Origin of the sequence: Sphingobium sp. TB-6, from assembly GCF_012927365.1 — a bacterium.
Classification (GTDB): Bacteria; Pseudomonadota; Alphaproteobacteria; order Sphingomonadales; family Sphingomonadaceae; genus Sphingobium.
This window is the reverse complement of sequence record NZ_JABBGL010000002.1, coordinates 224,842-250,047: the sequence shown is the minus strand read 5'-3', so window position 1 is coordinate 250,047 and position 25,206 is coordinate 224,842. Positions and strand designations below refer to the sequence as shown.

Sequence of the window (25,206 nt, the reverse complement as noted above, 5' to 3'; positions counted from 1 at the left end):
GGCTTGCGCGCCTCGCGTTGCTTGCTACAGCGCTCCCTACTCCTGCAAAGGCAGGAGCACGGCTGCTTTTCGAGGCAAGACTTAGAGGCAAATGGATGCGCGGCAGAATAATCGCGACGGCGCTCTGCGCGCTCATGCTGACCGGCGCCGCGCCCGCTCCGCCGAAACGGATCGTGTCGCTCAATACCTGCGCCGACCAATATGTGCTGGCGCTGGCCGATCCGGGGCAGATCGCGGCGCTCAGCCCCTATGGCCATGATCCGGAACTCTCTGCGGCGGTCGACAAGGCGCGCCGCTTCAAGACGCTCAAGCGGCCCGCCGAGGAAGTGATGGCGCTCCGGCCCGATCTGCTGGTCGGCTTTCCTTCCGGAAACGGCGTCGTCGGAGCGCCTCCCGGCCAATGGCGGACTTTGGGACTGGCGAGCGCGGACAGCTATCCCATGATCCTGGCGCAGATCCGGCAGGTGGCGGCGGCGGTCGGCCATCCCGAACGGGGCGAAGCGCTGATTGCGCGCATGAACCGCGACCTCATCGCCCTGCCTCGATCCAGGCGCGGCGGGGTTGCCGCCTATTATCAGCGGCGCGGCTATATGACCGGGACAGGCACGTTGGTCGATGACCTCATGAAGCGCGCAGGCCTCGTCAATCTGGCGGGGAAGCTGGGGAAGCCCGCTTTGTCGCAGCTTCCATTGGAAGAGATGCTCGCCGCCCGCCCGGACTGGCTGATCGTCGAAAGCGGCAGCGAGACAATCGTCGACCAGGGGACGGAAATGCTGCACCATCCGATCCTGCGCGCCATCCCGCGCATCCGCGTGCCGCAGGCATGGACGGTGTGCGGCGGCCCCGCTTATGTCGAGGCCGCGCGCTATATCGTGACGCAGGTCAACGCTGCGCCCTGACGCTGAAGGGGCAAGCGTCACGCCCGCCCCTCGCCTGTTCCATCAGAAGCGGACACGCACGCCGCCAAAGGCCGACCGGCCATAGGTGCCATAGCCATAAGCCGTGGCGTATCCTTCATCGAACAGATTGTCGATGCGGCCATAGACTTCCAGATGCTCATTGATCGGGAAGGACGCGCGAACGCCAACCAGCGCAAAGCCGTCGAGCTGGACACGCTTATGCGTGCTGGAATCGATATCGACGCTGTCATCCACCATCGTGATCGTTGCGCCGGTCGACAGGCCGAAAGGCCAGACATAGTCCGCCGACACACTGGCCGCATTGGGCGCCCGGCGCAGCAGACGCAGGCCTTCGTCCGGGCTGCCCGGCGAGCGGTTGCGCGCATCGACATAGCTGTAGGATGCCGTGACGGTCAGCGCGTCGACCGGCTTCAGCGCGAAGGACGCTTCCACTCCCTTGGCGCGGGTGCGATCGAGATTGTTATAGCCGCCAAATGCTCCAAAGGCGCCGTCAAAGTCGATCTGGTCACGCGTATCGCGGCGGAAGGCGGTGACGGAGAAGATAGCACGATCCCCGGCCAGCTTCTGGTCGAAGCCGATATCATAGCTCTTGGACCGTTCCGGGCGCAGCCCGCTATTGCCGACAAAGGGATCGTAAAGCTGATAGAGCGAGGGCGCCTTGAAACCCTCGCCATAGCTGGCGCGGATGTTGGTGCGGCCGCCATTGGGCGTGTAGTTCGCGTTGGCGCCAAAGGTCGTCGCACCGCCGAACTGGCTATGGTCGTCGCGGCGCACGCCACCCGTCAGCGTCAGACCCTCCACCGGCTTCACAACGGCGACGGCATAGACGCTGTCGATGTCGATCTTCGCGCGGTCATGCGAACCGAAGCCGGCGAAATCATAGTCCGGCCGCTCATGCTCATAGCCGAACACCAGCGTCACCTGTTCGACCGGCTGATAAACGCCTTCATATTCGAAACGCAGATTCGTGCCCGAATAGCCATAAGGGCCGAAAATGGAGGTGTAGTCGCGATCGTTGCGGGACCATGTCACCGCCGCGCGATTGGTCAGCTTGCCATCGAACAGCCTGAGGTTCAGGCCAGCATAGCCGACATATTGATCAAGCGTGCTGGTGGCGGTCCGGTCTATCGGGGGGAAAGAAAAGAGATCCGTGTCGAGATCGGCATGGATATAATAGCCGCGCAGGTCGAGGCTCAAGGCATCGCTGAAGTCGAGCTTCAACTTGGCGTTGGCGGCGATATTCTCATAACCGTCCTTTTCCGCGTCGCCAGCCTCGGCGGAGATGCCGTCCGTGCGGAAATAGGCGACGCCAAGGCCGCCCGATGCGATGCCGCTGGTGCCCGAAACATCCGCCTTGGCATTCAGTGTATCGCTATAGCCATAATCGACCGACGCGTTGGCCGCGAATCCTTCGGCGGGCGTGCCGGTCATGATGTTGACGACGCCGCCGATCGCCTGGCTGCCATAGACCACCGAGTTGGAACCGCGCAGCACCTCGATCCGGCGGATGTTGCCGACCAGCAGATTGCCGAAATCATAGGCATCGCCAATGCTGCTGGGATCGTTGACCTTCACCCCGTCGATCAGCACCAGCGTCTGGGTCGTTTCCGCGCCGCGCAGCGAAATGCCGGTGACGCCGCCGACCGCATCGGCCCGGTTGAAGCGGACGCCGGGCGTGGTGGCGAGCAGGTCTGCGACGCTCACGCTCTGGCGCGTTTGGATGGTTTCGGCGTCGATGACGGTGACGGCCTGGCCGACTTCGTCGCGGGGCTGCTCGATGCCCAGCGCGGTGACGATGATCTCATCCTCCGCGAGCGCGGGCGTGGCGGCGAGCAGAGCCGCAAGAGAGATGGTGGCTTTCAACATTATATCTGTTTCCCTGAGCGCCGCTGCGACTTCATGGCTCAGGGCATCCGCTCGCGCGGTCGGAACTGGGGGAAGTCGACGCCAATGCCCTCCCCCCGCACCGATGCGGCCCTGCGCCGCTTCGTCGCTCAGACGGAAAACACCGTGCCATGGCCAACCCCTGGGCCAGGGCAAGAGCGACCATGCGCCGGCAGGTCTCCTGGCTCGCGGGTCAATGCAGCGATGCACGCCTTCCCGGACTTGTCGCCCAGTGGCCGGTCGTTCGACCGAAATGCATCGCGCTCACCGCTTACAGTTGCAGGGACAGCCGCGGAATAGGACGGTTTCCCGTCCGCACCACATTCCCGTTTTCAGCCCTTTCGGGCACCGGCGCGATCTTCTTTGCGTACGGGGTTTGCCCCGCCCGCGCCCCGCGCCATAAGGGAAAGCATTGGCCATGCCAAGAGGCGGCCACGGAGGGAGATTGCATGCCGTTCGCCATTAGCGCCGCCGATGTCGAGGACGCCGCGCGGATCATCGCGCCGGCGGCGATCCGCACGCCGCTGCTGGAGAATGCGGTGCTGAACGAGCGCTGCGGACGGCGGGTGCTGGTGAAGTTCGAGGGCGCGCAGCACAGCGGTTCGTTCAAATTCCGTGGCGCCTATAACCGGCTGGCGCGATTGAGCGCGGCGGAGCGCAAGGCGGGGGTCGTCGCCTGGTCGTCGGGCAATCATGCGCAGGGGGTGGCCTTTGCCGCGCGGCTGCTGGGGATCGCGGCGACGATCGTGATGCCAGCCGACGCGCCCGCCATCAAGACGGCCAATACGCGGGCGCTGGGCGCGGAAATCGTCGCCTATGACCGTTTCACCGAAAACCGGGAGGAGATCGCGACGACGCTGGCGACCGAGCGCGGCGCGGTGTTGGTGCCGTCCTTCGACGATCCCTTCATCATGGCGGGGCAAGGGACGATCGGGCTGGAGATAATGGAGCAGGCGGCCGAATGGGGCGCGAAGATCGGGCAGATCCTCGTCAATTGCGGCGGCGGCGGCATGGTGTCGGGGATCGCGACGGTGGTGAAAGCGCGGCAGCCCGGCGTGGCGATCTATGCGGTCGAGCCGGAAGGGTTCGACGATACGGCGCGGGCGCTCGCCAGCGGCGTGCGGGAAAGCGTCTCGCCCGATGCACGGTCGATCTGCGATGCCTTGCTGTCACCCACCCCGGGGGCTTTGACCTTTCCGATCAATCGGGCGTTGCTGTCCGGTGGCCTGGTGGTGAACGACGATCAGGTGCGGGAAGCGATGCGCTTGGCCTTTTCAGCATTGAAGCTGGTGGTCGAACCGGGCGGCGCGGTCGCTCTGGCGGCGATGCTGGCGGGGCTGGCTCCGGCGGCGGAGGACGCCAGCGTGGTGGTGATTTCGGGGAGCAATGTCGACCCGGACGCCTATGCCCGGATCATCTCGGGAGAGGCATGATGCGGTTGCTGGGAGCGGTTCTGGCCGGGGGGCGATCCAGCCGGTTCGGGAGCGACAAGGCGCTGGCGATGCTGGATGGGCGGACCCTGCTGGACCATGCGGCGGCGGCGCTAGGGCGCCATGTCGAGGCGGTCGTGATTTGCGGACGACAGGTGGACGGAATGACCGGGCTGCCGGATCGACCGGCGGCGGATATGGGGCCTTTGGGCGGACTGAATGCAGCGCTGCATCACGCGCTGGCGGAGGGCTATGACGCGGTGCTGACGACGGGGTGCGATGTTCCCGCCTATCCGGACGGGCTGGCGGAAGCGTTGATCGGGGAAGGTGCGGCGATCCTCAAAGGCCAGCAGTTGGCGGGGTTCTGGCCTGTTTCATTGGCGACCGAACTGGACACGCATCTGGCCGAGGACAACAACCGATCAATCTATGGCTGGCTGGAACGGATCGGCGCGCGGATCGTCGAGCGGCCGGAGTTTATATTGCCCAATATCAATCGGCCCGAAGATTTGGAGAAGTTGGAAAAGAGTAATCAATAGAATCGACAAAGCAGCGTGTTCCTGCGAAGGCAGGAACCCAGATCAGGCGTTCGAACTGGGCTCCTGCCTCCGCAGGAGCACATCGCTTCAGTTCAAACCGTCAGCGTAGCACTCACCGACATGTCCGCCGAAGAGTAAGTGCCCGCCACCGCCTCACCGATCATCAGCAAAGTCGGATCTTCATCGCTGATCGTCGCCACCAGGAAGGCCAGCGCCGACAGCTGGCCCCGGATCAGCCGTTCACTGGGCAGCGAGACGTTGACCGCCACCATCACCGGCGTTTCGGGATCACGCCCGGCGGCGATCAGCGAGCGGCTGATCTCGCCCGCAGCGGCGCGGCCCATATAGATGCCGAGCGTGCCGCCCGGCCGCGCCAGCATTTCCCAGTCCAGCTTCAATGGCTCACCCGCCTTGAGATGCGCCGTCACCAGCGTCAGTCCCCGCGCCACGCCGCGCAGGGTGAGCGAGGCATGACCGCTCGCCGCCGCCGCGCTGGCCGTGGTGATGCCGGGGCAGATGCGGAAAGAAATGCCATCCGCCGCCAGATGCTCCATCTCCTCCGCCGAGCGGCCGAAGACCGACGGGTCGCCGCCCTTGAGGCGCACGACGCGCTTGCCCGCCTTCGCCGCCGCGAGGAGCAGGTCGTTGATGCTCTCCTGCGCTTTCGAATGGCGGCCGGAGCGCTTGCCGACACTCACGCGCTCCACGCCCTCGGGGATCAGGTCCAGCACGCCCGGCCCCACCAGCGCATCGTAAAAGACGATCTCCGCCGCCGCGATCAGCTTTTCGGCCTTGCGGGTCAGCAAGTCCGGGTCGCCGGGGCCTGCGCCGACCAGCCAGACCTCACCGGGGGCGATCAGTTCATTCGGCTGCATGGAGCGTCTCCTGCGTGGTTTGAGCAAGGATATTGGCGAGCGCGGGACGGCAAGACCCGCAATTGGTCCCGGCGCCGATCGCCTTGCCGATGGCGGGCACATCGACCAGTTGCTGTTCACGGATCGCCGCCATGATCTGATAAAGGCCGATGTCGAAACAGACGCAGACGGTCGGCCCCTTGTCCGGCTGATTGCCCGGCCCACGCGCAGCAAGGACGGAAGCCCCCACCCCCTCGACTTCAAGCTGGCTGATGAGCCAGTCGCGCGAGGGTAGCAGGCCGGTGCGGGTGACAAACAGCACGCCCGCAAGGCGGCCTTCGCTGATGATGGCGATGCGGCGCGTGCCACGCGTCTGGTCGATGGCTTCGACGCGGTCGCCCTTGGGCAGGCAGGCCTCAAGCCGCACGGGGTCGCCATTGCCGGCGATCTCGTACAGCGCGCCGCCCGGCACGGTGATGCGGGTGGACCAGAGACAAGGTAATTTGACGGGTTGATCGCCATGCAGGATCAGGAAGCCCTTCCACTCGGTCGCGACCTTCTCGACGCTGGCCGGGGTGGATTTGAAGCCGGGCTGGCCCGAATGCGGATCGACCAGCGGACGGGGCAGCAGGCCCGTGCGGCCGCCGCTCGACATCTGATCGGTCCAGTGAATGGGGGTGAAGATTTCCCCCAAGCGCTGGCCTTCGCTCAGGCTCACGCGGAAGATGCTGTTGCCCTGCGCCGTCTGGACGCGGGCGAGGTCGTGGTCGACAATGCCCAGCGCTTCGGCGTCCTGGGGATGGATTTCCACCAGCGGTTCCTCGCGATGGCGAGCCAGTTTCGGTGAAAGCCCGGTGCGGCTCATCGTGTGCCACTGGTCGCGATAACGGCCGGTGTTGAGCGTCATCGGCCACTGCTTCAGCGGCTCCTGAATCTCCATCTGCTTCGTCAACACCAGCCGCGCCTTGCCGTCGGGCGTCGGGAAGCGACCATCGGTGAAGGGCGTATCGCCCCAGCGGAACGGCTCCATGGCGTCATAGGCATCATTGCCGATGGTCGCCTGGGCACGCAGGTTCAGCACCCGTTGGCCGTCATTCTGATAGGCAGTCAGGCGGGCATGTTCGCGCCAGATATCGGCAGGCCGGTCATAGGCGAAGGCATTGCGCCAGCCCATGCGGCGGCCGACTTCCTTGACGATCCACCAGTCGGGCTTGGCCTCGCCGGGCAGCGCGAGGAAGGGCCGCTGGCGGCTGATGGTGCGGTCCGAATTGGTGACGGTACCGTCCTTCTCGCCCCAGCCGGCGGCGGGCAAGCGAACATCGGCATGAACGCCGGTATCGGTGTCGGCCATGATGTCCGACACCACGACGAAGGGGCAGCCCTCCAGCGCCTCGCGCACGCGGCCAGCATCGGGCAGCGACACGGCGGGGTTGGTGGCCATCACCCACAGCGCCTTGACCCGGCCTTCGTTGATGGCGCGGAACAGGTCGACGGCTTTCAGGCCCGGCTTGGTCGCCATGGCCGGCGCGGCCCAGAAGCGGCCCACCCGTTCCACATTTTCCGGCGCGAAGTCCATGTGCGAGGCCAGCGTCGAGGCCAAGCCACCCACCTCGCGCCCGCCCATGGCGTTGGGCTGGCCGGTGATCGAGAAGGGCACCGCGCCCGGCTTGCCGATGCGGCCGGTGGCGAGGTGGACATTGATGATCGCATTGACCTGATCGGTGCCGCGGATCGACTGGTTGATGCCCTGGCTGAACATCGTGACCGTGCGCGGAGTCGCGGCGAACAGCTTGTAGAATTGCTCCAGCAGCGCGGGCGCGATGTCGCAGGTCTTGGCCGTGCTCCAGAGATCGTGGCCGGTGCGGATATGCTCCCAGAAGCCTTCGGGGGCGTTGACATGATCGGCCACATAGCCGGGATCGGTGATCCCCTCGGCGTCGCACCATGCCAGCAGGCCGTTCATCAACGCGACGTCGGTGCCGGGTTTCACCGGGAGGTGCAGGTCGGCGCCTTCGCAGGTTTCGGTACGGCGCGGGTCGATGACGACCAGCTTGGTGCCACGCGCGGCACGGGCCGCCTGGATGCGCTGATAAACGATGGGGTGGCACCAGGCGGTGTTGGAGCCGACCAGCACGATCAGGTCGGCTTCCTCCAGATCGTCATAGCTGGCGGGCACCACATCCTCGCCAAAGGCACGGTTGTGACCGGCGACCGCGCTGGACATACAGAGGCGCGAATTGGTGTCGATATTGGACGAGCCGATAAAGCCCTTCATCAGCTTGTTGGCGACATAATAGTCTTCGGTCATCAACTGGCCGGAGACGTAGAAAGCCACGCTGTCGGGACCGTAGCGCTCGACGGTTTCGCGAAAACGCTTGGCGACAAGGTCCAATGCCTTGTCCCAGCTCGCTCGCTTGTTGCCGATCATCGGGTGGAGCAGGCGGCCGGTCAGGCCCACCGTCTCGCCCAGATGCGTGCCCTTGGAGCAGAGGCGCCCGCCATTGGCCGGGTGCGCCTCATCGCCCTTGATCGTGACCGACCGCGGGCCGGTCGGCGTGGCCGAGATGCCGCAGCCGACGCCGCAATAGGCGCAGGTGGTGCGGATGGCCTGATTCATGCCCTTACCTCATCTTCCTTGAGAGAGAATTGGGTGGAGGTGCGTGCCGCAAGGGATGGACAGCACGTCCCCTCCACCCTGGCCCCTGCCGGCAAGAGCAGGGACCGGAAGCTCATGCTGCCGCCTTGAGCTTGGCCGGGCGGGCGATCAGGATGCGACCGCCTTCCTGTTTGACCTCGATGGTCGGCGTGCAGCCCTCGTCATTGCCCTGCGCCTCGCCCGTCTTCAGGGCGATGTTCCAATTATGGAGCGGGCAGGCGACGCTGTGGCCGTGCACAATGCCCTGGCTCAGCGGGCCTTGCTTGTGCGGGCATTCGTTGACCAGCGCGAAGACATGGTCGTCGCCGGTGCGGAATATGGCGATTTCCTTCTCCCCGGCGATCTGAACCGTGCGAGCGCCGCGCTGGGGAATGTCGGCCAGCGTTCCGATGTCGATCCAATCGGTCATGTCGTTCACTCCGCAGCGATGGCGATAGGGGCGAGAGGCTGGTGCAGTTCGCTATCCGCACCCGCTGCGCGCTGCGCCCAGGGGTCATCCTGGCTGAAGCTCTGCGAATAGAGGAAGCGGCTGCGGAGCGCCTCGCGGCCCGCATCGTCTTCCACGATCCGCTGCTTGATATAGTCGACGCCGACACGCTCGATCCACGGCGCAGTGCGCTCCAGATAGCGCGCCTCCTCGCGATAGAGCTGGGTGAAGGCAGCGCAATAGTCCATCGCCTCCTGCTCGGTCGCGACCTTGCACAAGAGGTCGGTAGCGCGGACATGGATGCCGCCATTGCCGCCGACATGCAGCTCGTAACCCGAGTCCACGCAGACCACGCCAAAGTCCTTGATCGTCGCCTCCGCGCAGTTGCGGGGGCAGCCCGACACCGCGATCTTGAACTTGTGCGGCATCCACGATCCCCAGGTCATCCGCTCGATCTTGACGCCAAGGCCGGTGGAGTCCTGCGTGCCGAAGCGGCACCATTCGGACCCCACGCAGGTCTTCACCGTGCGCAGCGACTTGCCATAGGCGTGACCCGACACCATGCCCGCGGCATTGAGGTCGGCCCAGACGGCGGGCAGATCTTCCTTCTTGATGCCGAAGATATCGAGACGCTGGCCGCCGGTGACCTTCACCATCGGCGCATCATATTTCTCGACCACATCGGCAATGGCGCGCAATTCACGCGGGTTGGTAAGACCACCCCACATGCGCGGAACGACCGAATAGGTGCCGTCCTTCTGGATATTGGCGTGCATGCGCTCATTGACGAAGCGGCTCTGCTGGTCGTCCTGATATTCACCGGGAAGCGCGCAGAGCAGATAATAGTTCAGCGCCGGGCGGCAGGAAGAGCAGCCGTCCGGGGTCGACCAGTGCAGAAGCTGCATCACCTCGGGGATGGAGCGCATATTCTGCGCCACGATCTCGCGGCGGACATCATCATGGGTGAAGCTGGTGCATTTGCACATCGTCTTCGGCCCGGACTGGACGTCATCGCCCAGCACCACCGCCAGCAGATTTTCGACCAGCCCCGTGCAGCTTCCGCAGCTTGCCGAAGCCTTGCAGGTGCCGCGCACCGCGTCGAGGCTGCAATTGCCCGCTGCAATGCAGGCGACGACCTGGCCCTTGCTGACGCCGTTGCAGCCGCAGATCTCGGCATCGTCCGAGAGCGCCGCAACGGCCGCCTTAGGGTCCAGCGCGCCCCCTCCCGAGGCGAAAGCCTGACCGAAGATCAGCAGGTCGCGGATGTCCGCGACGTCTTCCTGTTTCTTGAGCAGGTCGAAATACCAGCCGCCGTCCGCCGTGTCGCCATAGAGCACGGCGCCGATGACCTTATCGTCCCTGACGACGACGCGCTTGTACACGCCGCGCGAAGCGTCGCGCAGGACGATATCCTCGCAGCCCTCACCGCCCGAGAAGTCACCGGCGGAGAAAACGTCCAGACCCGCGACCTTCAGCTTGGTCGAAGTGACCGAGCCCTTGTAGCCGGTATGCTGATCCGTCAGGCCGTCCGCGAGGCTGCGGCACATTTCCCAAAGCGGCGCGACGAGGCCGTAAACATTGCCGTCATGCTCGACGCATTCACCGACCGCGAGAACATCGGGGTCGCTCGTCACCATGTGATCGTCGACCTTGATGCCGCGATTGACGTCGAGGCCGGCTTCCCGCGCCAGAGCAGTCGAGGGGCGGATGCCCACCGCCATCACCACCAGGCTCGCCGGGATTTCGGTGCCGTCCTTAAGGCGCACGCCCTCGACCTTGCCGTCGCCATAGATGGCTTCGGTATTGGCGCCGGTCAGGATGGTCTGGCCCCGTCCTTCCAGCGCGCTCTTGAGCAACCAGCCCGCCGCTTCGTCGAGCTGCCGCTCCATCAGCGTGTCCATGAGGTGGATGACCGTCACCTTCATGCCGCGCAACGTCAGGCCGTGCGCGGCTTCCAGGCCGAGCAGGCCGCCGCCGATCACCACCGCGCTGCCGCCCTTATCGGCGGCCTCCAGCATGGTGTCGACATCCTTCATGTCGCGGAAGCTGATGACACCGGGCAGATCCTTCCCCGGAACCGGGACGATGAAGGGGTCCGACCCGGTGGCGATCAACAGCTTGTCATAGCCGACGGTGCGACCCGAATGGCTCGTGACGGTCTTTGCGGTGCGGTCTATGGCCGTCACCGGATCACCCGCGATCAGCTCGATATTATTTTCCGAGTACCATTCGCGGCTGTTGATGATGATGTCATCGAAGCTCTTTTCCCCGGCCAGAACCGGCGAGAGCATGATGCGGTTATAGTTCACATAAGGCTCTGCGCCGAAGATGGTGACGCGATAGCGATCCTTGTCGCGCGCCAGCAGTTCCTCGACCGCGCGGCAACCGGCCATGCCGTTGCCCACGACAACCAGATGTTCCTGAACATCCTCGGACGGCACGAAGATGTCCTCTTCGTTCGCCGCTTCCGGTCCGTTGTTCTGAAAATCCATCCCTTGACTCCAGAAAAAGAAAAAGGCCGCCATCCGGACCCTCGGCTTTGAAACCGAAGGTCTGGATGGCGGCCTTGCCATCATAAGCGCCTTGATCGTCCGTCCCTGGACCACCGCAGCTATGGAAGAAGGACAACCCTGTCCCTTGCATTGCAGCATATTCCGAATCGCGACGAGGTCAAGCGATTCCTCGCAGCACGATGTATTTTGCTTCCGCGCCACCGCATTTTATCGCAAACGCGAAAAGGGCGGCGGCCTGTCGCGGGCCGCCGCCTCCCCTCCTGTCAGAGCGTGAAACAATCAGATGCGGGCAGCGCTGGTCCAAGTCGTGCGCCAGCGGGCGCGAACCAGGGAGATGCCAAGGAACGCGACCAGGGCCAGACCCGCGAAGATCAGGAAGCCGGGCGCGAAGCTGCCGGTGAGCTGCTTTGCGATACCCAGCGAGGATGCCAGGTAGAAGCCGCCGACGCCGCCCGCCATGCCGACCAGGCCGGTCATGACGCCGATCTCTTCCTTGAAGCGCTGCGGCACGAGCTGGAACACCGAGCCATTGCCCACGCCCAGCGCCAGCATCGCGGCGACGAAGAAGCCAAGGGCGGAGACCAGCGTCGGCGCATAAGCAACACCCGACAGCGCCAGCGCGGCGGCGATATAGACCATCATCAGCGCCTTGACGCCGCCGATCCTGTCAGCCAGCGCGCCGCCCATCGGACGCACCAGCGACCCTGCGAACACGCAGCCAGCCGTGCAATAGCCGGCAACCACCGGGGTCAGCCCGAACTGGTCGGTGAAGTAGATCGGCAGCGAGGCGGCCAGCCCTACGAAACCGCCGAAAGTCACCGAGTAAAAGCCCATCAGCCACCAGGCGTCGGCGCTTTTCAGCGGGTGGAAATAGTCGACCAGCTTCTTGGGCGCGGGCGCATTGGGCGCGTTCTTGGCCATGATCATATAGATGACGAAGACGATGGTCAGCGGAATGCAGGCCAGACCCAGCACCGCGTTCCAGCCGAACAGCTTGGCCAGCATCGGCGCGAACAGCGAGGCCAGCACCGTGCCGGAATTGCCCATGCCGGCCAGGCCCATGGCCTTGCCCTGATGCTCGGCCGGATACCAGCGGCTGGCGAGCGGCAGCGCGATCGCGAAGCTCGCCCCGGCAAAGCCCAGGATCACGCCCAGCGCCAGCGTGCCGCCGAAGCTGTTGACGCCCATGAACCACGCCGTCGCAAGACCGAGGATGACGATCACCTGGCTGATTGCGCCCGCCTGCTTGCAGCCGATCCGGTCGACCAGCAGGCCGTTGACGACGCGCAGCACGGCCCCCGCCAGCGTCGGCACGGCGACCATCAACCCCTTTTCAGCCGGGGTCAGGCCCAGCGTCTTGGAGATGGAGGGCGCCAGCGGCCCAAGCAGCACCCACACCATGAAGGCGAGGTCGAAATAGAGGAAAGCGGCTATCAGGGTCGGCGTATGCCCAGCCTTCCAGAAACTGGTCTGGCCGGTTTGTTTCTGACCTTCTGGCCCTTCGCCCCCTTCCGGGCTCTCCCAATGAGCAGTTGCCATGATGATGTCCCTCGAATCTTGTAAAATGGACACGAAAAAAGCCGCGTCCGGACCTCGCTCTTTGCGAAATCCGGCCAGCGGCTTTGCTGTAAAATCGTAGGGAGAACGCGATCCCAGCCTTGGGAAGGGCTCATCCCGGAAAACGCGCTTCATCGCGCGACTCTTATCTTATCTCGTGATTCGCCTCATGTTGCAAGGCACAAATTTGCGAAAGCCAATCCAATCCTCCCTGCGCCGAAGGCTTGGGGCGGATTTTAGAAACTTGCCAGAAAATCCTCGATCCGCTCGGGATCGAACACCCGCCCATCGAAAAAGCTGTCAGGCCCCAGCGTCAATTCACCCCGTTTCGATCCCACTGCCAGCGGAGAGGCTACCGCTCCCTCCACCTTCATGCTGGCCCCCGGCATCGCCACATCGCTGTCGGCCAGTGCGCGGCGGAAGATGTCCGGGCGGAAGACCGACGCGGCCTTGGCGGCATTTTCCGGGCTATGTTCCACCATCTTCCAGCGAACGAGCTGCGAATAGATCCACAGCGCCTGGCTGCGCCACGGAAAGGGCGTGGCCTCGCGCGAGAAGAGCATGAAATCGGGCATGGACAGCGGCGCCATGTCCACCCGCGCCACGATCCCGCCCGACAGAGCGCGCAGGATCACCTCGGCGGGCTGGTCGACATAATGAGGTTGCGACAAGAGGTGGGCGAGCGCCTCATGATGGTCCGGCTCGTCGCACCAGGCCGCAGCCCGCACCAGCGCCCGGAGCAGCCGGTCGACGCTGTCGGGATTTTCATCCAGCCAGGGCGTGCGGAAGGCCAGGACCTTCTCCACGCCGCGCCGCCAAATGCGTTCCCCGATCGCCACCGCTTCGGCCAGGCCCGCGTCGACCGCCGCGCTGCCCCAGGGCTCGCCTGCGATGAACCCATCGACCTCCCCGGCGCGCATCGCCTCCACGGTAAGCGACGGCGGCAGGACGCGCAGCACCACGTCGCGATCCGGATCGACGCCCGCGCTCGCCAGCCAGTAGCGCAACATCATCGAATGGCTGGAATAACGATGGACGACGCCGATCACCGGCTTGCGCTTCCACAAACCGATGGCCGCCGCGAAATCATGCGCGGTGCCCAGCGGATCGTCCAGCCGCGCCGATATGTCGGGATCCAGCGCCTGCGCGAACTCGTTCGCCATCACGAGCATATTGCCGTTGACGTTGAGCTTGTAGGGCGCGGAAAGCGGCGCCGCCTGCTGGCTCAATCCCAGCGTCACCGCGACGGCCAGCGGCGCCAGCATATGCGCCGCCTGCACCTGCCCGAACACCAGCCGGTCGCGCAATGTCGCCCAGCTCGTCGTGCGGACGAGGTCGAGATGCAGCCCTTCCTCTTCCGCGAAACCCTTTTCCCGTGCCACCGCCAGCACGGCGGCGTCGGTCAACGGCAGGAAAGCGATGCGCAGGTCGGTCGTCATCACATCCCTCCCAACAGATCGCTGGCCGTGATGAGGGCCTGAGCGACATCCACGATCTTCTTCCCCTGATTCATCGCGCTCGACCGCAGCAACGCATAGGCATCCGGCTCCGAAAGGCCGCGCTGACTCATCAGGATGGATTTGGCGCGGTCGATGATCTTGCGGTCGGAGAGCGCCGTGCGCGCCTCGTCCAGTTCGGTCTGCAGCCGGGCGAAGGCGTTGAAGCGCCGCACCGCCAGTTCCAGCACCGGCTTCACCCGCTCCTTGCGCAGCCCATCCACGACATAGGCCGACACGCCTGCGTCGATGGCCGCGCCGATCATGGATTCGTCCGACTGGTCGACGAACATCGCGATGGGCCGGGCCAGCGCGCGGCTGACGGTCAGCATTTCCTCCAGCGTGTCGCGGCTGGGGCTTCCCAGGTCCATCAGCACGACGTCGGGCGCCATGCGTTCCAGCCGCGCGACGAAGCCGCCGCGCGGAGGGACGATGTGAATATCGTCATAGCCCGCCTCGCGCAGGCCTTCTTCCAGGACTGTCGCGCGCAAGCCGCTGTCGTCGATGATGACGATTCGCATGGACCCCACCTTTTTGCCACTCAGTGACGGCGATGCCGCGCCGCGTCAATCGGGCGCGATGCGCGACGCTCGCCCATGACGGCGCATCGGTCGGGCTCAGTGCGCTGCCGAGCGATCCACGGTTCTAGTCGGGCGCGGGGCAAGCCACACCACGGCCGCGGCCAGGAACAGCACCATGGCGGCGATGAAGAAGACATGGTTCATCGACAGCACCAGCGATTGCGCGTCGACCAGATTGGCCACCATCTGCCGCGCCTGGTCCTGGGTGAAACCCCTGCTCGTCAGGTCGGCCATGGTCGTATCGGCGTGGAGCGTGCCGACCATCTCGTTGCGCGATATGCGCTGTCCATCGCCCCAGCCAGTCAGCACGATGGAGGTAGAAATGGCGATGGCCAGCGTGCGGAGGAAATTCTGCATGCCCGCAGCCGAGGCGGTTTCCTCCGGCCGGACCGACCCCAGGGTCAGCGTCGTCAGCGGGATCATGAAAAAGGGCATGCCGAAGCCCTGCACCAACTGCGGCATCGCGATCGTCCAGAAATCCGCATCGGTGGTCCAATGCGCCCGCCACAGCGTCATCAACCCGATCCAGGCGACCGCGCCCGAAATCATGATGCGCACGTCGACCTTGTCAACCAGCCGCCCGGCGATCGGCGCCACGAGCATGGCCGTCATCGCCGTGAACGCCGTCGCCAGGCCGGCCGAGGCGGCGGTATAGCCCATCGATATCTGCAGCCATTGCGGGATGATGACGATGCCCGCGAAATAGGCGCCGAAACACAGCGCCAGCGTGAACACCCCCGAAGTGAAGCCGACATGGCGGAACACGCGCAGGTCGACGATCGGATGCTCCTCCGTCAGTTCCCATATGATGAACACGCAGAAGCCGATGGCCGCCAGCACCGCCAGCACGACGATCAGCGGGTCACCGAACCAATCATGGTCGCGCCCGATATCCAGCATGATCTGCAGGCAGCCGATCCAGAAGATCAGCAGCCCCAGGCCGATATAGTCGATGGGCAGCTTCACCCGCTCCGTTTCCACCGGGCGCAGCAGCAGCAGCGCGGAAAAGACGCACAATGCCGCGATCGGCAGGTTGATGAAGAAGATCCAGTGCCAGCTCCAATTGTCGCTGATATAGCCGCCGACGATCGGGCCGAGCGCCGGGCCGAGCAGAGTCGTCATCGCCCACAACCCCATGACGCGCCCGCGCCGCTCCGGCGGGAAGATACGAATCAGCAAGGTCTGCGACATCGGCATCAGCGGACCGCCGCATAGACCCTGGCCAATGCGGCAGACCACGATCATGGTCAGGCTCATCGACAGGCCGCACAGCAGCGAGAACAGGCCGAAACCCAACATGCTGAAGACGAACAGCCTGACCGCGCCGAACCGCTGCGCCAGCCAGCCGGTCAGCGGCACGCAGATCGCCTCCGCCACGGCATAGCTGGTGATGATCCAGGTGCCCTGATCGGCGGAAATGCCCAGATTGCCGGCAATATGCGGCACCGACACATTGGCGATGGTCAGGTCGAGCATGACCATGAAATTGCTGAGCGCCAGCGTCAGCCCCGCCAGCAGGCGGTGACGGGGCGACAGGAGCGAGAATGTCTCTGCCGGACGGCTCACCAAAGGCTTCCTTATTCGCCGGAGAGGTCGATCTCGGCTTCCATGGAGAGGCCGACGCGCAGTGGATGCTCAGCCAGTTCCCTGGGATCGAGCGCGATGCGCACGGGCAGGCGCTGCACCACCTTGATCCAGTTGCCGGTTGCGTTCTGCGCAGGGATCAGCGCCATGGAAGCCCCCGTGCCGCCCGAAAAACCGACCACCTTGCCATGATAGACGACGCCGCCGCCATAAAGGTCGGACGTGACGGTGGCGGGCATGCCTGGCTTCACCCGGCCAAGCTGCCGCTCCTTGAAATTGGCGTCGACATAGACATGGGCGAGCGGCACGATGCTCATGATCGGCGTGCCCTGCGCGACGCGCTGTCCGACCTGCACCTGCCGCCGCGTCACCACGCCGTCGATCGGGGCGCGGATGACGGAGCGGCCAAGATCGAGCCGGGCATTGTCCAGCTTCGCCTTGGCCGCCAGCACGGCGGGATCGGTGTCGATGGTAGAACCCCGCACCAGCGCGTCATTGGCGGCAAGCTGGCCGCTGGCCGCGCCGCGTGTCGCCTCCGCCGTCGCCACGCCGGCCCTCGCCAGGTCGAGCGCCGCCTGCGCCGCGGCATAGCCCTTGCGCGCGCTGGTCAGTTCCTCGCCCGAGACAGCGCCATTGGGCGCCAGCGCCTCGCGCCGCCGAAGGTCGATGCGCGCCTTGTCGAAATCAGCCTGCGCCGTCGCAAGCTGGGCACGCGCCTGGTTGATGTCGGCGCCACGCGCCTCGACCTGCGCGGCCAGCGCGCCGCTCGTCGCGACGGTCTGGCGGAATTTGCGCCGGGCTTCGGCCAGATCGGCCTCCGCCTGCGCCATGGCGATGCGGGCGTTGGTGGGGTCCAGCTTCACCAATATGTCGCCGCGCTTCACGGCTTGGGTGTCCGTCACCAGCACCTCGACCGCCTGCGCGGAAATCAGCGGCGTCACCTGCGCCACTTCCGCATTCACATAGGCATTGTCGGTGCTGACATGATTGCGCCCGATCAGCAGATACCAGATCGCATAGGCCGCGCCGACGACCAGCACGACCAGCGCCAGCCGCACCAGCCATTTTCTGCGGGTGTCCTGACGCTGCGTGGCACCCTCGGCCTTGCTCGCTTCGGACGTGAATTCGGGCCTGGCATCAGCCATTGGGGATATCCTTGGACAACTGGTGCGATATTTGGGCGTCGCTGGCGGCAAAGCCGCCGCCCAGCGCGCGAATGAGGGCGATGTCGGACGTGAAGGCGCTGGCCTCCAGCTCCGCGACGGTCTGACGGGCGGCCAGAAGCTGGTCTTCCACGTTCAGTACGTCAAGATAGGTGTTGAGGCCGCCTTCATAACGCTGGCGGGCGATGCCATAGGCTTCTTCCGATGCGGTCAGCGCGGCGCGGGCGTCGATCAGCCGCTGGTCGAGCGTCCGCCGCCCGGTCACCGCGTCGGCCACTTGCTGATAGGCGCCGAGCACGGTCTTGTCATAGCTGGCCACCGCCTCGTCATAGAAGGCGCGCGCGCCGCGATATTGGCCGCTCAGCGCACCCCCATGGAAGATCGGCAGGCTGATCGCGGGCCCGGCATTGCCGAACAGCGAATCCTTCTTAAACAGCGTGTCCGCAAAGGAACTGGCCCCGCCGGAAAAAGCGCCGTTCTGGAGCAGGGTCTGATAGCCCAGCGACTGCACGCCGATCAGCGCGCTCAAGCGGATGGCGGGGAAGAAATCGGCCCGCGCCACCTTGATCCCCTTGGCCGCCGCCTCGGTCCGGGCGAGCGCGGCCGCAATGTCCGGACGGCGGGCGACCAGATTGGTCGTCACATCGGCGGGCAGACCCAGCGGACCGGGCTTGCGGAGTTGCGGCCGGGCGATGGCGATGCCCCGATCCGGCCCCGCGCCGATCAGCGCCGCGATCTGATGCCGGCGCACCGCGATCGCCTGATCGGCGGCGGCAAGCTGCGCCTTGGCGGAGGAGACGGTAGCATCGGCCTGCCGCTCGCTGCCACGCGTTTCCAACCCGTTGGCGCGGCGATCCGCCACCAGCTTCTGGCTGGCGGTACGGATTTCCAGCGCCCGCGCCTGAATGTCGCGCTCATCATGGAGCCTGGCGAGATCGGCGTAGGCATCGGCCACGCCGGTCGCCAGCGCCAGCCGCGCCTGCCGCGCGTCGATCTCCGCCGCGCGCGCTTCGGACGTCGCCGCCGCCAGCGCCGCGCGATTCTTGCCCCAAAGATCGAGGTCGAAGCCGAAATTCAGGCCCACCCGGCCCGTACCGAGCCAGCCCTTGGGCACGAATTCCTTGGGCATGCCCATATTGTAGCTGGATTTGGTCACGCCACTATTGGCGTCGAGATCGACCGACGGCAACAACGGCGCCCCCGCCTGCTGCGCGGCCGCGTTGGCCTGGGCGAAGCGGGCGGCGGCAGCGCTCACGTCCGGCGATCCCTTCAGCCCCTCCTCGATCAACGCATCCAATTGCGGATCGCCATAAGCCGTCCACCAGCCTTCGGACGGCCATTGCGTGGCATAGTCAGCCTGAAGGCTGCGCTCCGCCGCAATGCTGCCAGGCGCGCGCACCGCCGGCTGGGATCCCAGATCCGGCACCGCCGCGCAGGCAGAGAGCAGCGCCAAGCCTCCTGCGAGAAGCCCGGCGCGACCGGAAAGAGCGGGAAGACTCGGGGGGCGACTCACGGACATTAGCAAACCGTACCAAATAGTATGAAATTGGCCTTTGCGCCGGTTGCGAATCCTTGTCAACAGAAATAGCGTACTATATGGTACGGTTTTATGACAAAGCTCCTCCCTCCGCTCAGCCGACGAGAAGCGCGTCGCCGCGACCGGCGCAAAGCCATATTGGCGGTGGCATCGCGGTCCTTCCTGGAAAATGGCTATGCCGCGACGACGATGTCGGGGATCGCAGCGACGCTGGGCGGGTCGAAGGGCACATTATGGAGCTATTTCCCGTCCAAGGAAGCCCTGTTCGCCGCCTTTCTGGATGACGCGACCACCGCCTATCTCGCCCGCCTGGCCGAAATCCTCGATCCTGGCGGCGACCTGGTGGAAACGTTGCGCAGGCTGGGACTGAACCTGCTCACGAAGATCACCTCGTCCGACAGCGTTGCCCTGTACCGGCTGGTCGTGTCCGAATCGGGACGCTTTCCCGAAATGGGCGCCATCTTCTACGAACACGTCCCCGGCCATACGCGGCGGCTGGTCGCTGAATTTCTGGAACGGGCCATGGATCGCGGCCTGCTGCGCCGGGCCGACCCGGAACTGGCGGCGCGCACCTTCACGATGATGATGCTTTCGGGCTGCCATCAACTGGTCATCTGGGGACAGATCCCACAGGCGACCCCGGACCAGATCGCGGCCGATGTCGACCATGGGCTCGACTGCTTCATGCGCGCCTATGCGCCGGACGCCCGTTAACCATTTCTTTGGCTCCCAATCCTATGCTGCGCGGTGGCAAGAGGTGGGACGTCATGCAATTTTGGAAACGCGACAGCATCAGCAGGCTGCAACCGGCACAGGCTCCGGAAACGGCGCGCTCGGCCCGGCGATTGCGGCTTCTGCTGGTCGATGAAGACGCCACGTCGCGCGCGGTCGTGGCCCGGCGGCTGTCGCATCTGGGCTATGATGTGGCGCTGGCGGAAAACGGCTTTGGCGCGCTCAGCATGCTGGTGGCGCGGCCGGTGGACATCATCCTGATCGACATGGGGCTGACGCTGCTGCCGGCACTGGTGACGATGCGGAAGATTCGCGCGGCGGGCTTGGCCGACAATGCCTGCTTCGTCATGATCGGCGGGCGGCAGGACAAGGTGTCCGCCGTCGAGGCGCTGGACGCGGGCGCGGACGACCATGTGGTAAAGCCGTTCGACTTCGACCTCCTGGATGCGCGGCTACGCCATTTGTGCGCGCGGGCCGAGCAGATCGGCACGATGGCCCGGCACAATGCGGAATTGGACGCCCGGATCGCCCGCCGCGCGCTGGAACTGGGCGAGACACGCGATGCCCTGGCCGAAATGCAGGCGGACCGGGCACGTCTGGTCTCCTCGATCCAGGCGCTGCATGACGAGATCGCCCGCCTCAACGCGGCGCGGAACTGACGTCCTTCACCTCAGCCATTGGGTTGCGGCGAACCAGCCAGCGATCCCACCCGCCATGGCAACGCAGACTCCAACCACGCCCCAAAAGGCCCAGGGTTCATGGGCATAAGGAATGCCTTCGACATTCATGCCGAGCAGGCCGGTCAGAAAGGTCAGCGGCAGGAAAACCAAAGCCACGACGGAAATGATCAGCGCCTGCCGGTTCATCTGCTCGGCACGCAGATCGGTCAGCTCTTCATGGGCGAGCGCAGACCGTTCGCGCACCGCTTCCAGTTCTTCGGCCATGCGGGCGCAGCGGTCGGCGGCTTCCTGCAAATGCAGCCGGTCGTCAGGTTCCAGCCACGGCGCGTCGGCGGTGGACAGTCTTTCCAGCGCCTGCCTTTGAGGCGCGATAAAGCGGCGGTAGCTGATCGCGGTAGCGCGGATTTCCGACACGCGCCGCCGCGCTTCGGCCGGACCATGTGCGGTGAGCGCGCTTTCGATCTCGTCCAGGCCGTCGCCCAAATCGGCGACTTCGGGGTCGAGCGCTTCAGTGATCTGCTGCGCGAAGGCGGCGATCAGATCGCCCGGATCGCGGATCAGGCCGCCCAGCATCTGCGCCGTCACCGGTTCCATCGCTGCAAGCGGGCGATAGCTGACGGAGATGACACGCGCCTGTTCGGCCCACAGGCGGATCGACACCAGCGGATCGCCCACATCGTCATCCGCCGCGCCGAGCCCGCGCAAGTTCACCAGCGCGCCATGGGCCATCAGCGTGCAGCGCGGCCGGGTTTCCTGCGCGAGCAGCGCGGAAAGCGCAGCTTCAGGCATATGGTCGCATCGGGAAGCGACGGCGCGGGCATCCTCCCGCCAGCCATCGGCGTGAACCCAGCTAAACGGCGCATCTTCGGTCCTGGCGCAGAAAGCCTCCAGCGAGATTTCGTGCGCCTTGCCGCCATCGAAGAGAAAGACCCGGCTTATGGCACTCTCTCCAGCCAGAGCGACAAACCTTCGCCCGGCCGATCGGGCGGCGTACTCGCCTCGATCCGCACGGCGTCGGCCCGCGCCCGGTCGAGGATCGCGGCAGGGACATCGGGCGCATGATAGACACGGTCCGCCTCGCCCAGCAGGCGCGCAGCGCGCAGGGTGAGATCATCCGGATCGGCGGAGAGCAGCCGGATCGTTTCCAGCCGGTCGGCACCGACATCGGCACTTCCCGCCAGCCAGTCCGGCACGGCGTCGGCCGCCTTGTCCGACAGCGGATCGATCAGCCCGCCCACCGCCAGCCCGGCATCGATCGCCCGTCGCCGCGCCGCCGCATCCGGCCAACGCGCCCGAATCGCAGCACGCGCATCGTAAAGTGCCGTTGCCAACGTGCCGAGCCGTGCAGGCAGCAAAGCCTCGATCCGCTGACGCAAGGCCTTGGCCAGCCCCGCCGAAGCGCCACCCGTGCCGATGGCGATCAACACCGGCTCGCGATCGACAATCGCAGGCAGGGTGAAGTCGCAAAGCTCTGGTTTGTCGGTCGCATTGACCAATATCCCGCGTGCCTGGAGCCGGGCTACCGTCACCTCGTCGCCATCCGACACGATGGCGAGTGCGGCGTCTTCCGCCTCGCCCACGATCCGCGCCCCTGCCCGTTCCAGCAAGCGGCGCTTGGCGTCTGCAGCCTCACCTTCGCCCGTCAGAATGACGGCCCGCCCATGCAATCGCAGGAAGACGGGCAGGCTATGCATCAATCATTCACCCAGCCGGGGATGTTGTCGCCCTGGATGAGCGCCTCGATCGGCGGGCGGGCGCGGACAACGGCCCATTTGTCGCCGGAAACCAGCACCTCCGGGGTCAGCGCGCGGCTGTTATAGGTGCTCGCCATGGTCGCGCCATAGGCTCCGGCGGTCATGAACGCGATCAGATCGCCCGCCCCGACCACGTCCATGTCGCGATGCATGGCGAAGGTGTCCCCCGTCTCGCAGACCGGGCCGACGACATTGGCGGCGGCGCGGTCGCCCTTGGGATGCACGGCGCGGATGTCGTGCCAGGCGTCATAGAGGCTGGGGCGCAGCAGGTCGTTCATCGCCGCATCGACAATCACGAAAGGCGCCTGCGCGCCCTGCTTCACCCGCACCACCTGCGACAGCAGCACGCCCGCATTGCCGACGATCAGGCGGCCCGGCTCGAACATCAGGCGGACATTCCAGCCCTGCGTCACCTTCGTCACCATCGCGCCATAGGCGGCGGGGCTGGGCGGCAACGGCTGCGAAGGATCATAGGGCACGCCAAGCCCGCCACCGAGATCGGCGGTGCGAATGTCATGGCCTTCGCCGCGCAGCTTCTCGATCAGCGCGCCGACCTTGATGAAAGCGGCTTCCAGCGGGCTGAGGTCGGTAAGCTGGCTGCCGATATGCACCGCCACGCCCTGCACATCGAGGCCGGGGAGCGCGCGGGCGGCGGCATAGCTGGCCAGCGCACGGTCATAGGGGATGCCGAACTTGTTTTCAGATTTGCCGGTGGAAATCTTGGCATGGGTTCCGGCATCGACATCAGGATTGATGCGATAGGCGACCGGCGCCTTCTTCCCCATCAACAGCGCCACTTCGGACAGCATCTCGGCTTCGGGTTCGCTCTCCAGATTGAACTGGTAGATGCCCTGCTCCAGCGCGATGCGCATTTCCTCGGCAGTCTTGCCGACGCCGGAAAAGACGATACGGTTCGCCGGAATGCCCGCCGCGATGGCGCGCAGCAACTCGCCCGCCGACACCACGTCCGCGCCCAGACCCAGCTTCGCCAAAGTCGCCAGCACGGCGGCATTGGGATTGGCCTTCACCGCGAAGGCGATCAGCGGATCATTGAGCTGCGACAACCCGTCGCGGAACACGCCGACATGGCGAGTCAGCGTCGCGGTCGAATAGATATAGACGGGCGTGCCGACCTGCGCGGCGATCTCCGCCATCGGCACCTGCTCCACCAGCATCGCGCCGTCGACATAGGTAAAATGGTCCAAGTCAGTCTATCCTAGAAATCTTCGCTAAAATCAGCGGGGGTCACTCTCCGGCGGCAGGTCGAACGGGTCGTCGCCGCGCACCCTCGATTGGGTCAGCAGTTCGACGTTCCGTTCCGGCCGCGCCTGGATAGAGGGCGTGGTGAGTTGCGCAGCGGTCGGCGCCGTCGCCGCACCCACCGGCACGGCGGGCAGGTTTTGCCCCTGTACCGGCTTCAACGGCTGGCGACCGCCGCAGGACGCCAAAGCCAGCGCCAGCGCGGCTAGTGCAACTCCCTTGGCGATCCGTGCCGTCATCACTTCTTCTGCCCTTTCGCGTCGTTCCGGGCCTGCGCGATCCGCGCCCGCACCTGATCGGGCGCGGTGCCGCCATGGCTCCTGCGGCTGGCGACCGAGGCGTCGACCGTCAGCACCGCATAGATACGCTCATCGATCCGCGCATCAATGGCCTTGAGCGTTTCCAGCGGCAGATCGGCAAGCTGCACGCCCGCCGCCTCCGCCGCCGCCACGGCGCGGCCCGTGATGTGATGCGCCTCACGGAAGGGAATATCGCCCTCCCGCACCAGCCAGTCGGCCAGATCAGTCGCGGTGGCGAAGCCGCTCTCCGCCAGCCCGCGCATCCGGTCGGTGCGGAACGTCACCGTCTCGATCATGCCGGTCATCGCCGCGATGGACAGGCCCAGCAGGTCATGCGCCTCGAACACCGGCGGCTTGTCATCCTGCATGTCCTTCGAATAAGCGAGCGGCAGGCCCTTCATCGTGACGCATAGCGCGTTCATACAGCCCATGATCCGCCCGGCATGGCCGCGCACCAGCTCGGCGGCGTCGGGGTTGCGCTTCTGCGGCATGATCGAGCTGCCAGTCGAATAAGCGTCGGGCAGCTTGACGAAACCGAAGGGTTGGCTCGCCCAGATGATGAACTCTTCCGCCAGCCGCGAAAGGTGCAGGCTGCACTGGGTCGCCGCCATCAGATAATCGAGCGCGAAGTCGCGATCCGATACGCTGTCGAGGCTGTTGTCGGTCGGCTTGGCGAAACCGAGCGCCGCCGCCGTGGCATGCCGGTCGATGGGGAAGCCCGTCCCCGCCAGCGCCGCCGCGCCCAGCGGGCATTCGTTCGACCGCTCGCGCGCATCGGCAAAGCGGCTGCGGTCGCGGCGAACCATCTCATAATAGGCCATCAGATGATGACCCAAGGTCACTGGCTGCGCGGACTGGAGATGGGTGAAGCCCGGCATCACCGCATCGGCATGTTCCTCGGCACGGGTCAGCAGCATCGCCTGCAAGCCTTCCAACCCCGCCTCGACCTCATCGATGGCGTCGCGCACCCAGAGGCGGAAATCCGTCGCCACCTGATCGTTGCGCGAGCGCGCCGTGTGCAGCCGCCCCGCCGCCGGACCGATGAGTTCGGCCAGCCGCGATTCCGTGACCATGTGGATGTCTTCCAGGTCCAGATCGACCGGCACGCCGTCCGCTTCATATTCGGCGGCGATGCGGTTCAGCCCCTCGGTGATCGCCTGCGCGTCCTCGCCGTCGACGATGCCCTGCTTGGCCAGCATCGCGACATGCGCCTTCGATCCGGCGATATCCTGTTTCCACAAGCGCTTGTCGAAGGGGATGGAGGCATTTATCTCCCGCATGACCGAAGCCGGACCGGCCGCAAAGCGTCCGCCCCACATGCTGTTGGAGCTTTTTCCCGT

21 protein-coding genes and 1 riboswitch are annotated in these 25,206 nt (G+C 65.6%); of the genes, 5 read left to right on the top strand and 16 right to left on the bottom strand.

The genetic code is table 11. From position 1 onward, the window contains the following. Positions 1-95: 95 nt before the first annotated feature. Positions 96-899 carry an ABC transporter substrate-binding protein gene (locus HHL26_RS04250; protein ID WP_066555100.1) on the top strand — a complete coding sequence of 268 codons (804 nt, stop codon included), beginning with the start codon at positions 96-98 and terminating at the stop codon, positions 897-899. Positions 900-941: 42 nt separating this feature from the next. Here HHL26_RS04250 and HHL26_RS04245 read toward each other — a convergent pair whose 3' ends face one another. Continuing rightward, a complete protein-coding gene (locus HHL26_RS04245; RefSeq protein ID WP_066555097.1) occupies positions 942-2,786 on the bottom strand; it encodes a TonB-dependent receptor in 1,845 nt (614 codons plus the stop codon). Between the two features lie 171 nt (positions 2,787-2,957). Beyond that, a riboswitch (cobalamin riboswitch) is annotated at positions 2,958-3,172 on the bottom strand. An 81-nt stretch (positions 3,173-3,253) separates the two neighbouring features. On the opposite strand from HHL26_RS04245, the gene HHL26_RS04240 reads away from it, so the two are divergent. Next, the gene (locus HHL26_RS04240) at positions 3,254-4,237 is read left to right on the top strand and encodes a threonine/serine dehydratase (protein ID WP_066555091.1); all 984 of its coding nucleotides are present in this window, start codon (positions 3,254-3,256) and stop codon (positions 4,235-4,237) included. After that, on the top strand, positions 4,237-4,773 hold the full coding sequence (locus HHL26_RS04235) for a molybdenum cofactor guanylyltransferase (protein WP_082748453.1): 537 nt from the start codon (positions 4,237-4,239) through the stop codon (positions 4,771-4,773). The genes HHL26_RS04240 and HHL26_RS04235 overlap by 1 nt, the downstream gene beginning before the upstream one ends. Positions 4,774-4,865: 92 nt before the next feature. On the opposite strand, the gene cobA is transcribed toward HHL26_RS04235, so the two are convergent. From cobA to HHL26_RS04185, 10 genes are all read right to left on the bottom strand, one after another. Then, positions 4,866-5,648 (bottom strand): uroporphyrinogen-III C-methyltransferase, encoded by a 783-nt coding sequence (gene cobA / locus HHL26_RS04230; RefSeq protein WP_066555088.1) that lies wholly within the window; start codon positions 5,646-5,648, stop codon positions 4,866-4,868. Then, positions 5,635-8,244, bottom strand: coding sequence for a nitrate reductase (locus HHL26_RS04225; RefSeq protein ID WP_066555083.1), 2,610 nt, complete (start codon positions 8,242-8,244; stop codon positions 5,635-5,637). Before HHL26_RS04225 ends, cobA begins: the two co-directional genes overlap by 14 nt. Before the next feature lie 112 nt (positions 8,245-8,356). After that, positions 8,357-8,692, bottom strand: a complete 336-nt coding sequence (gene nirD / locus HHL26_RS04220) for a nitrite reductase small subunit NirD (protein WP_066555080.1) — start codon at positions 8,690-8,692, stop codon at positions 8,357-8,359. A 5-nt stretch (positions 8,693-8,697) separates the two neighbouring features. Then, positions 8,698-11,202, bottom strand: coding sequence for a nitrite reductase large subunit NirB (nirB, locus tag HHL26_RS04215; protein WP_066561427.1), 2,505 nt, complete (start codon positions 11,200-11,202; stop codon positions 8,698-8,700). Positions 11,203-11,502: 300 nt separating this feature from the next. Further along, a complete protein-coding gene (locus HHL26_RS04210; protein ID WP_066555077.1) occupies positions 11,503-12,762 on the bottom strand; it encodes a nitrate/nitrite transporter in 1,260 nt (419 codons plus the stop codon). 254 nt (positions 12,763-13,016) lie between these two features. Further along, positions 13,017-14,219, bottom strand: a complete 1,203-nt coding sequence (locus tag HHL26_RS04205) for a CmpA/NrtA family ABC transporter substrate-binding protein (protein ID WP_066555074.1) — start codon at positions 14,217-14,219, stop codon at positions 13,017-13,019. Next, on the bottom strand, positions 14,219-14,797 hold the full coding sequence (locus HHL26_RS04200) for an ANTAR domain-containing protein (protein WP_066555072.1): 579 nt from the start codon (positions 14,795-14,797) through the stop codon (positions 14,219-14,221). Before HHL26_RS04200 ends, HHL26_RS04205 begins: the two co-directional genes overlap by 1 nt. A 96-nt stretch (positions 14,798-14,893) precedes the next feature. Beyond that, a complete protein-coding gene (locus tag HHL26_RS04195; RefSeq protein ID WP_066561425.1) occupies positions 14,894-16,423 on the bottom strand; it encodes a DHA2 family efflux MFS transporter permease subunit in 1,530 nt (509 codons plus the stop codon). An 11-nt stretch (positions 16,424-16,434) separates the two neighbouring features. Further along, a complete protein-coding gene (locus HHL26_RS04190) occupies positions 16,435-17,586 on the bottom strand; it encodes an EmrA/EmrK family multidrug efflux transporter periplasmic adaptor subunit (RefSeq protein WP_066555069.1) in 1,152 nt (383 codons plus the stop codon). After that, positions 17,579-19,123 carry an efflux transporter outer membrane subunit gene (locus HHL26_RS04185; protein WP_066555066.1) on the bottom strand — a complete coding sequence of 515 codons (1,545 nt, stop codon included), beginning with the start codon at positions 19,121-19,123 and terminating at the stop codon, positions 17,579-17,581. The genes HHL26_RS04190 and HHL26_RS04185 overlap by 8 nt, the downstream gene beginning before the upstream one ends. A 90-nt stretch (positions 19,124-19,213) precedes the next feature. Here HHL26_RS04185 and HHL26_RS04180 point away from each other — a divergent pair, with 90 nt between their 5' ends. After that, a complete protein-coding gene (locus tag HHL26_RS04180; RefSeq protein ID WP_066555064.1) occupies positions 19,214-19,855 on the top strand; it encodes a TetR/AcrR family transcriptional regulator in 642 nt (213 codons plus the stop codon). A gap of 53 nt (positions 19,856-19,908) precedes the next feature. Next, a complete protein-coding gene (locus HHL26_RS04175; protein WP_066561423.1) occupies positions 19,909-20,532 on the top strand; it encodes a response regulator in 624 nt (207 codons plus the stop codon). 6 nt (positions 20,533-20,538) lie between these two features. Here the strand turns inward: HHL26_RS04175 and HHL26_RS04170 are convergent, their stop codons facing one another. From HHL26_RS04170 to argH, 5 genes are read right to left on the bottom strand one after another with little or no spacing between them, the layout of a single operon-like run. Continuing rightward, the gene (locus HHL26_RS04170; RefSeq protein WP_066555059.1) at positions 20,539-21,492 is read right to left on the bottom strand and encodes a zinc transporter ZntB; all 954 of its coding nucleotides are present in this window, start codon (positions 21,490-21,492) and stop codon (positions 20,539-20,541) included. Beyond that, positions 21,489-22,247 carry a bifunctional precorrin-2 dehydrogenase/sirohydrochlorin ferrochelatase gene (locus HHL26_RS04165; RefSeq protein WP_066555051.1) on the bottom strand — a complete coding sequence of 253 codons (759 nt, stop codon included), beginning with the start codon at positions 22,245-22,247 and terminating at the stop codon, positions 21,489-21,491. The genes HHL26_RS04170 and HHL26_RS04165 overlap by 4 nt, the downstream gene beginning before the upstream one ends. Then, positions 22,247-23,512, bottom strand: a complete 1,266-nt coding sequence (gene lysA / locus HHL26_RS04160; RefSeq protein ID WP_066555048.1) for a diaminopimelate decarboxylase — start codon at positions 23,510-23,512, stop codon at positions 22,247-22,249. The genes HHL26_RS04165 and lysA overlap by 1 nt, the downstream gene beginning before the upstream one ends. 30 nt (positions 23,513-23,542) lie before the next feature. Next, positions 23,543-23,806, bottom strand: coding sequence for a hypothetical protein (locus tag HHL26_RS04155; protein WP_066561422.1), 264 nt, complete (start codon positions 23,804-23,806; stop codon positions 23,543-23,545). After that, on the bottom strand, positions 23,806-25,185 hold the full coding sequence (argH, locus tag HHL26_RS04150; RefSeq protein ID WP_066555047.1) for an argininosuccinate lyase: 1,380 nt from the start codon (positions 25,183-25,185) through the stop codon (positions 23,806-23,808). Before argH ends, HHL26_RS04155 begins: the two co-directional genes overlap by 1 nt. Between the last annotated feature and the right edge of the window lie 21 nt (positions 25,186-25,206).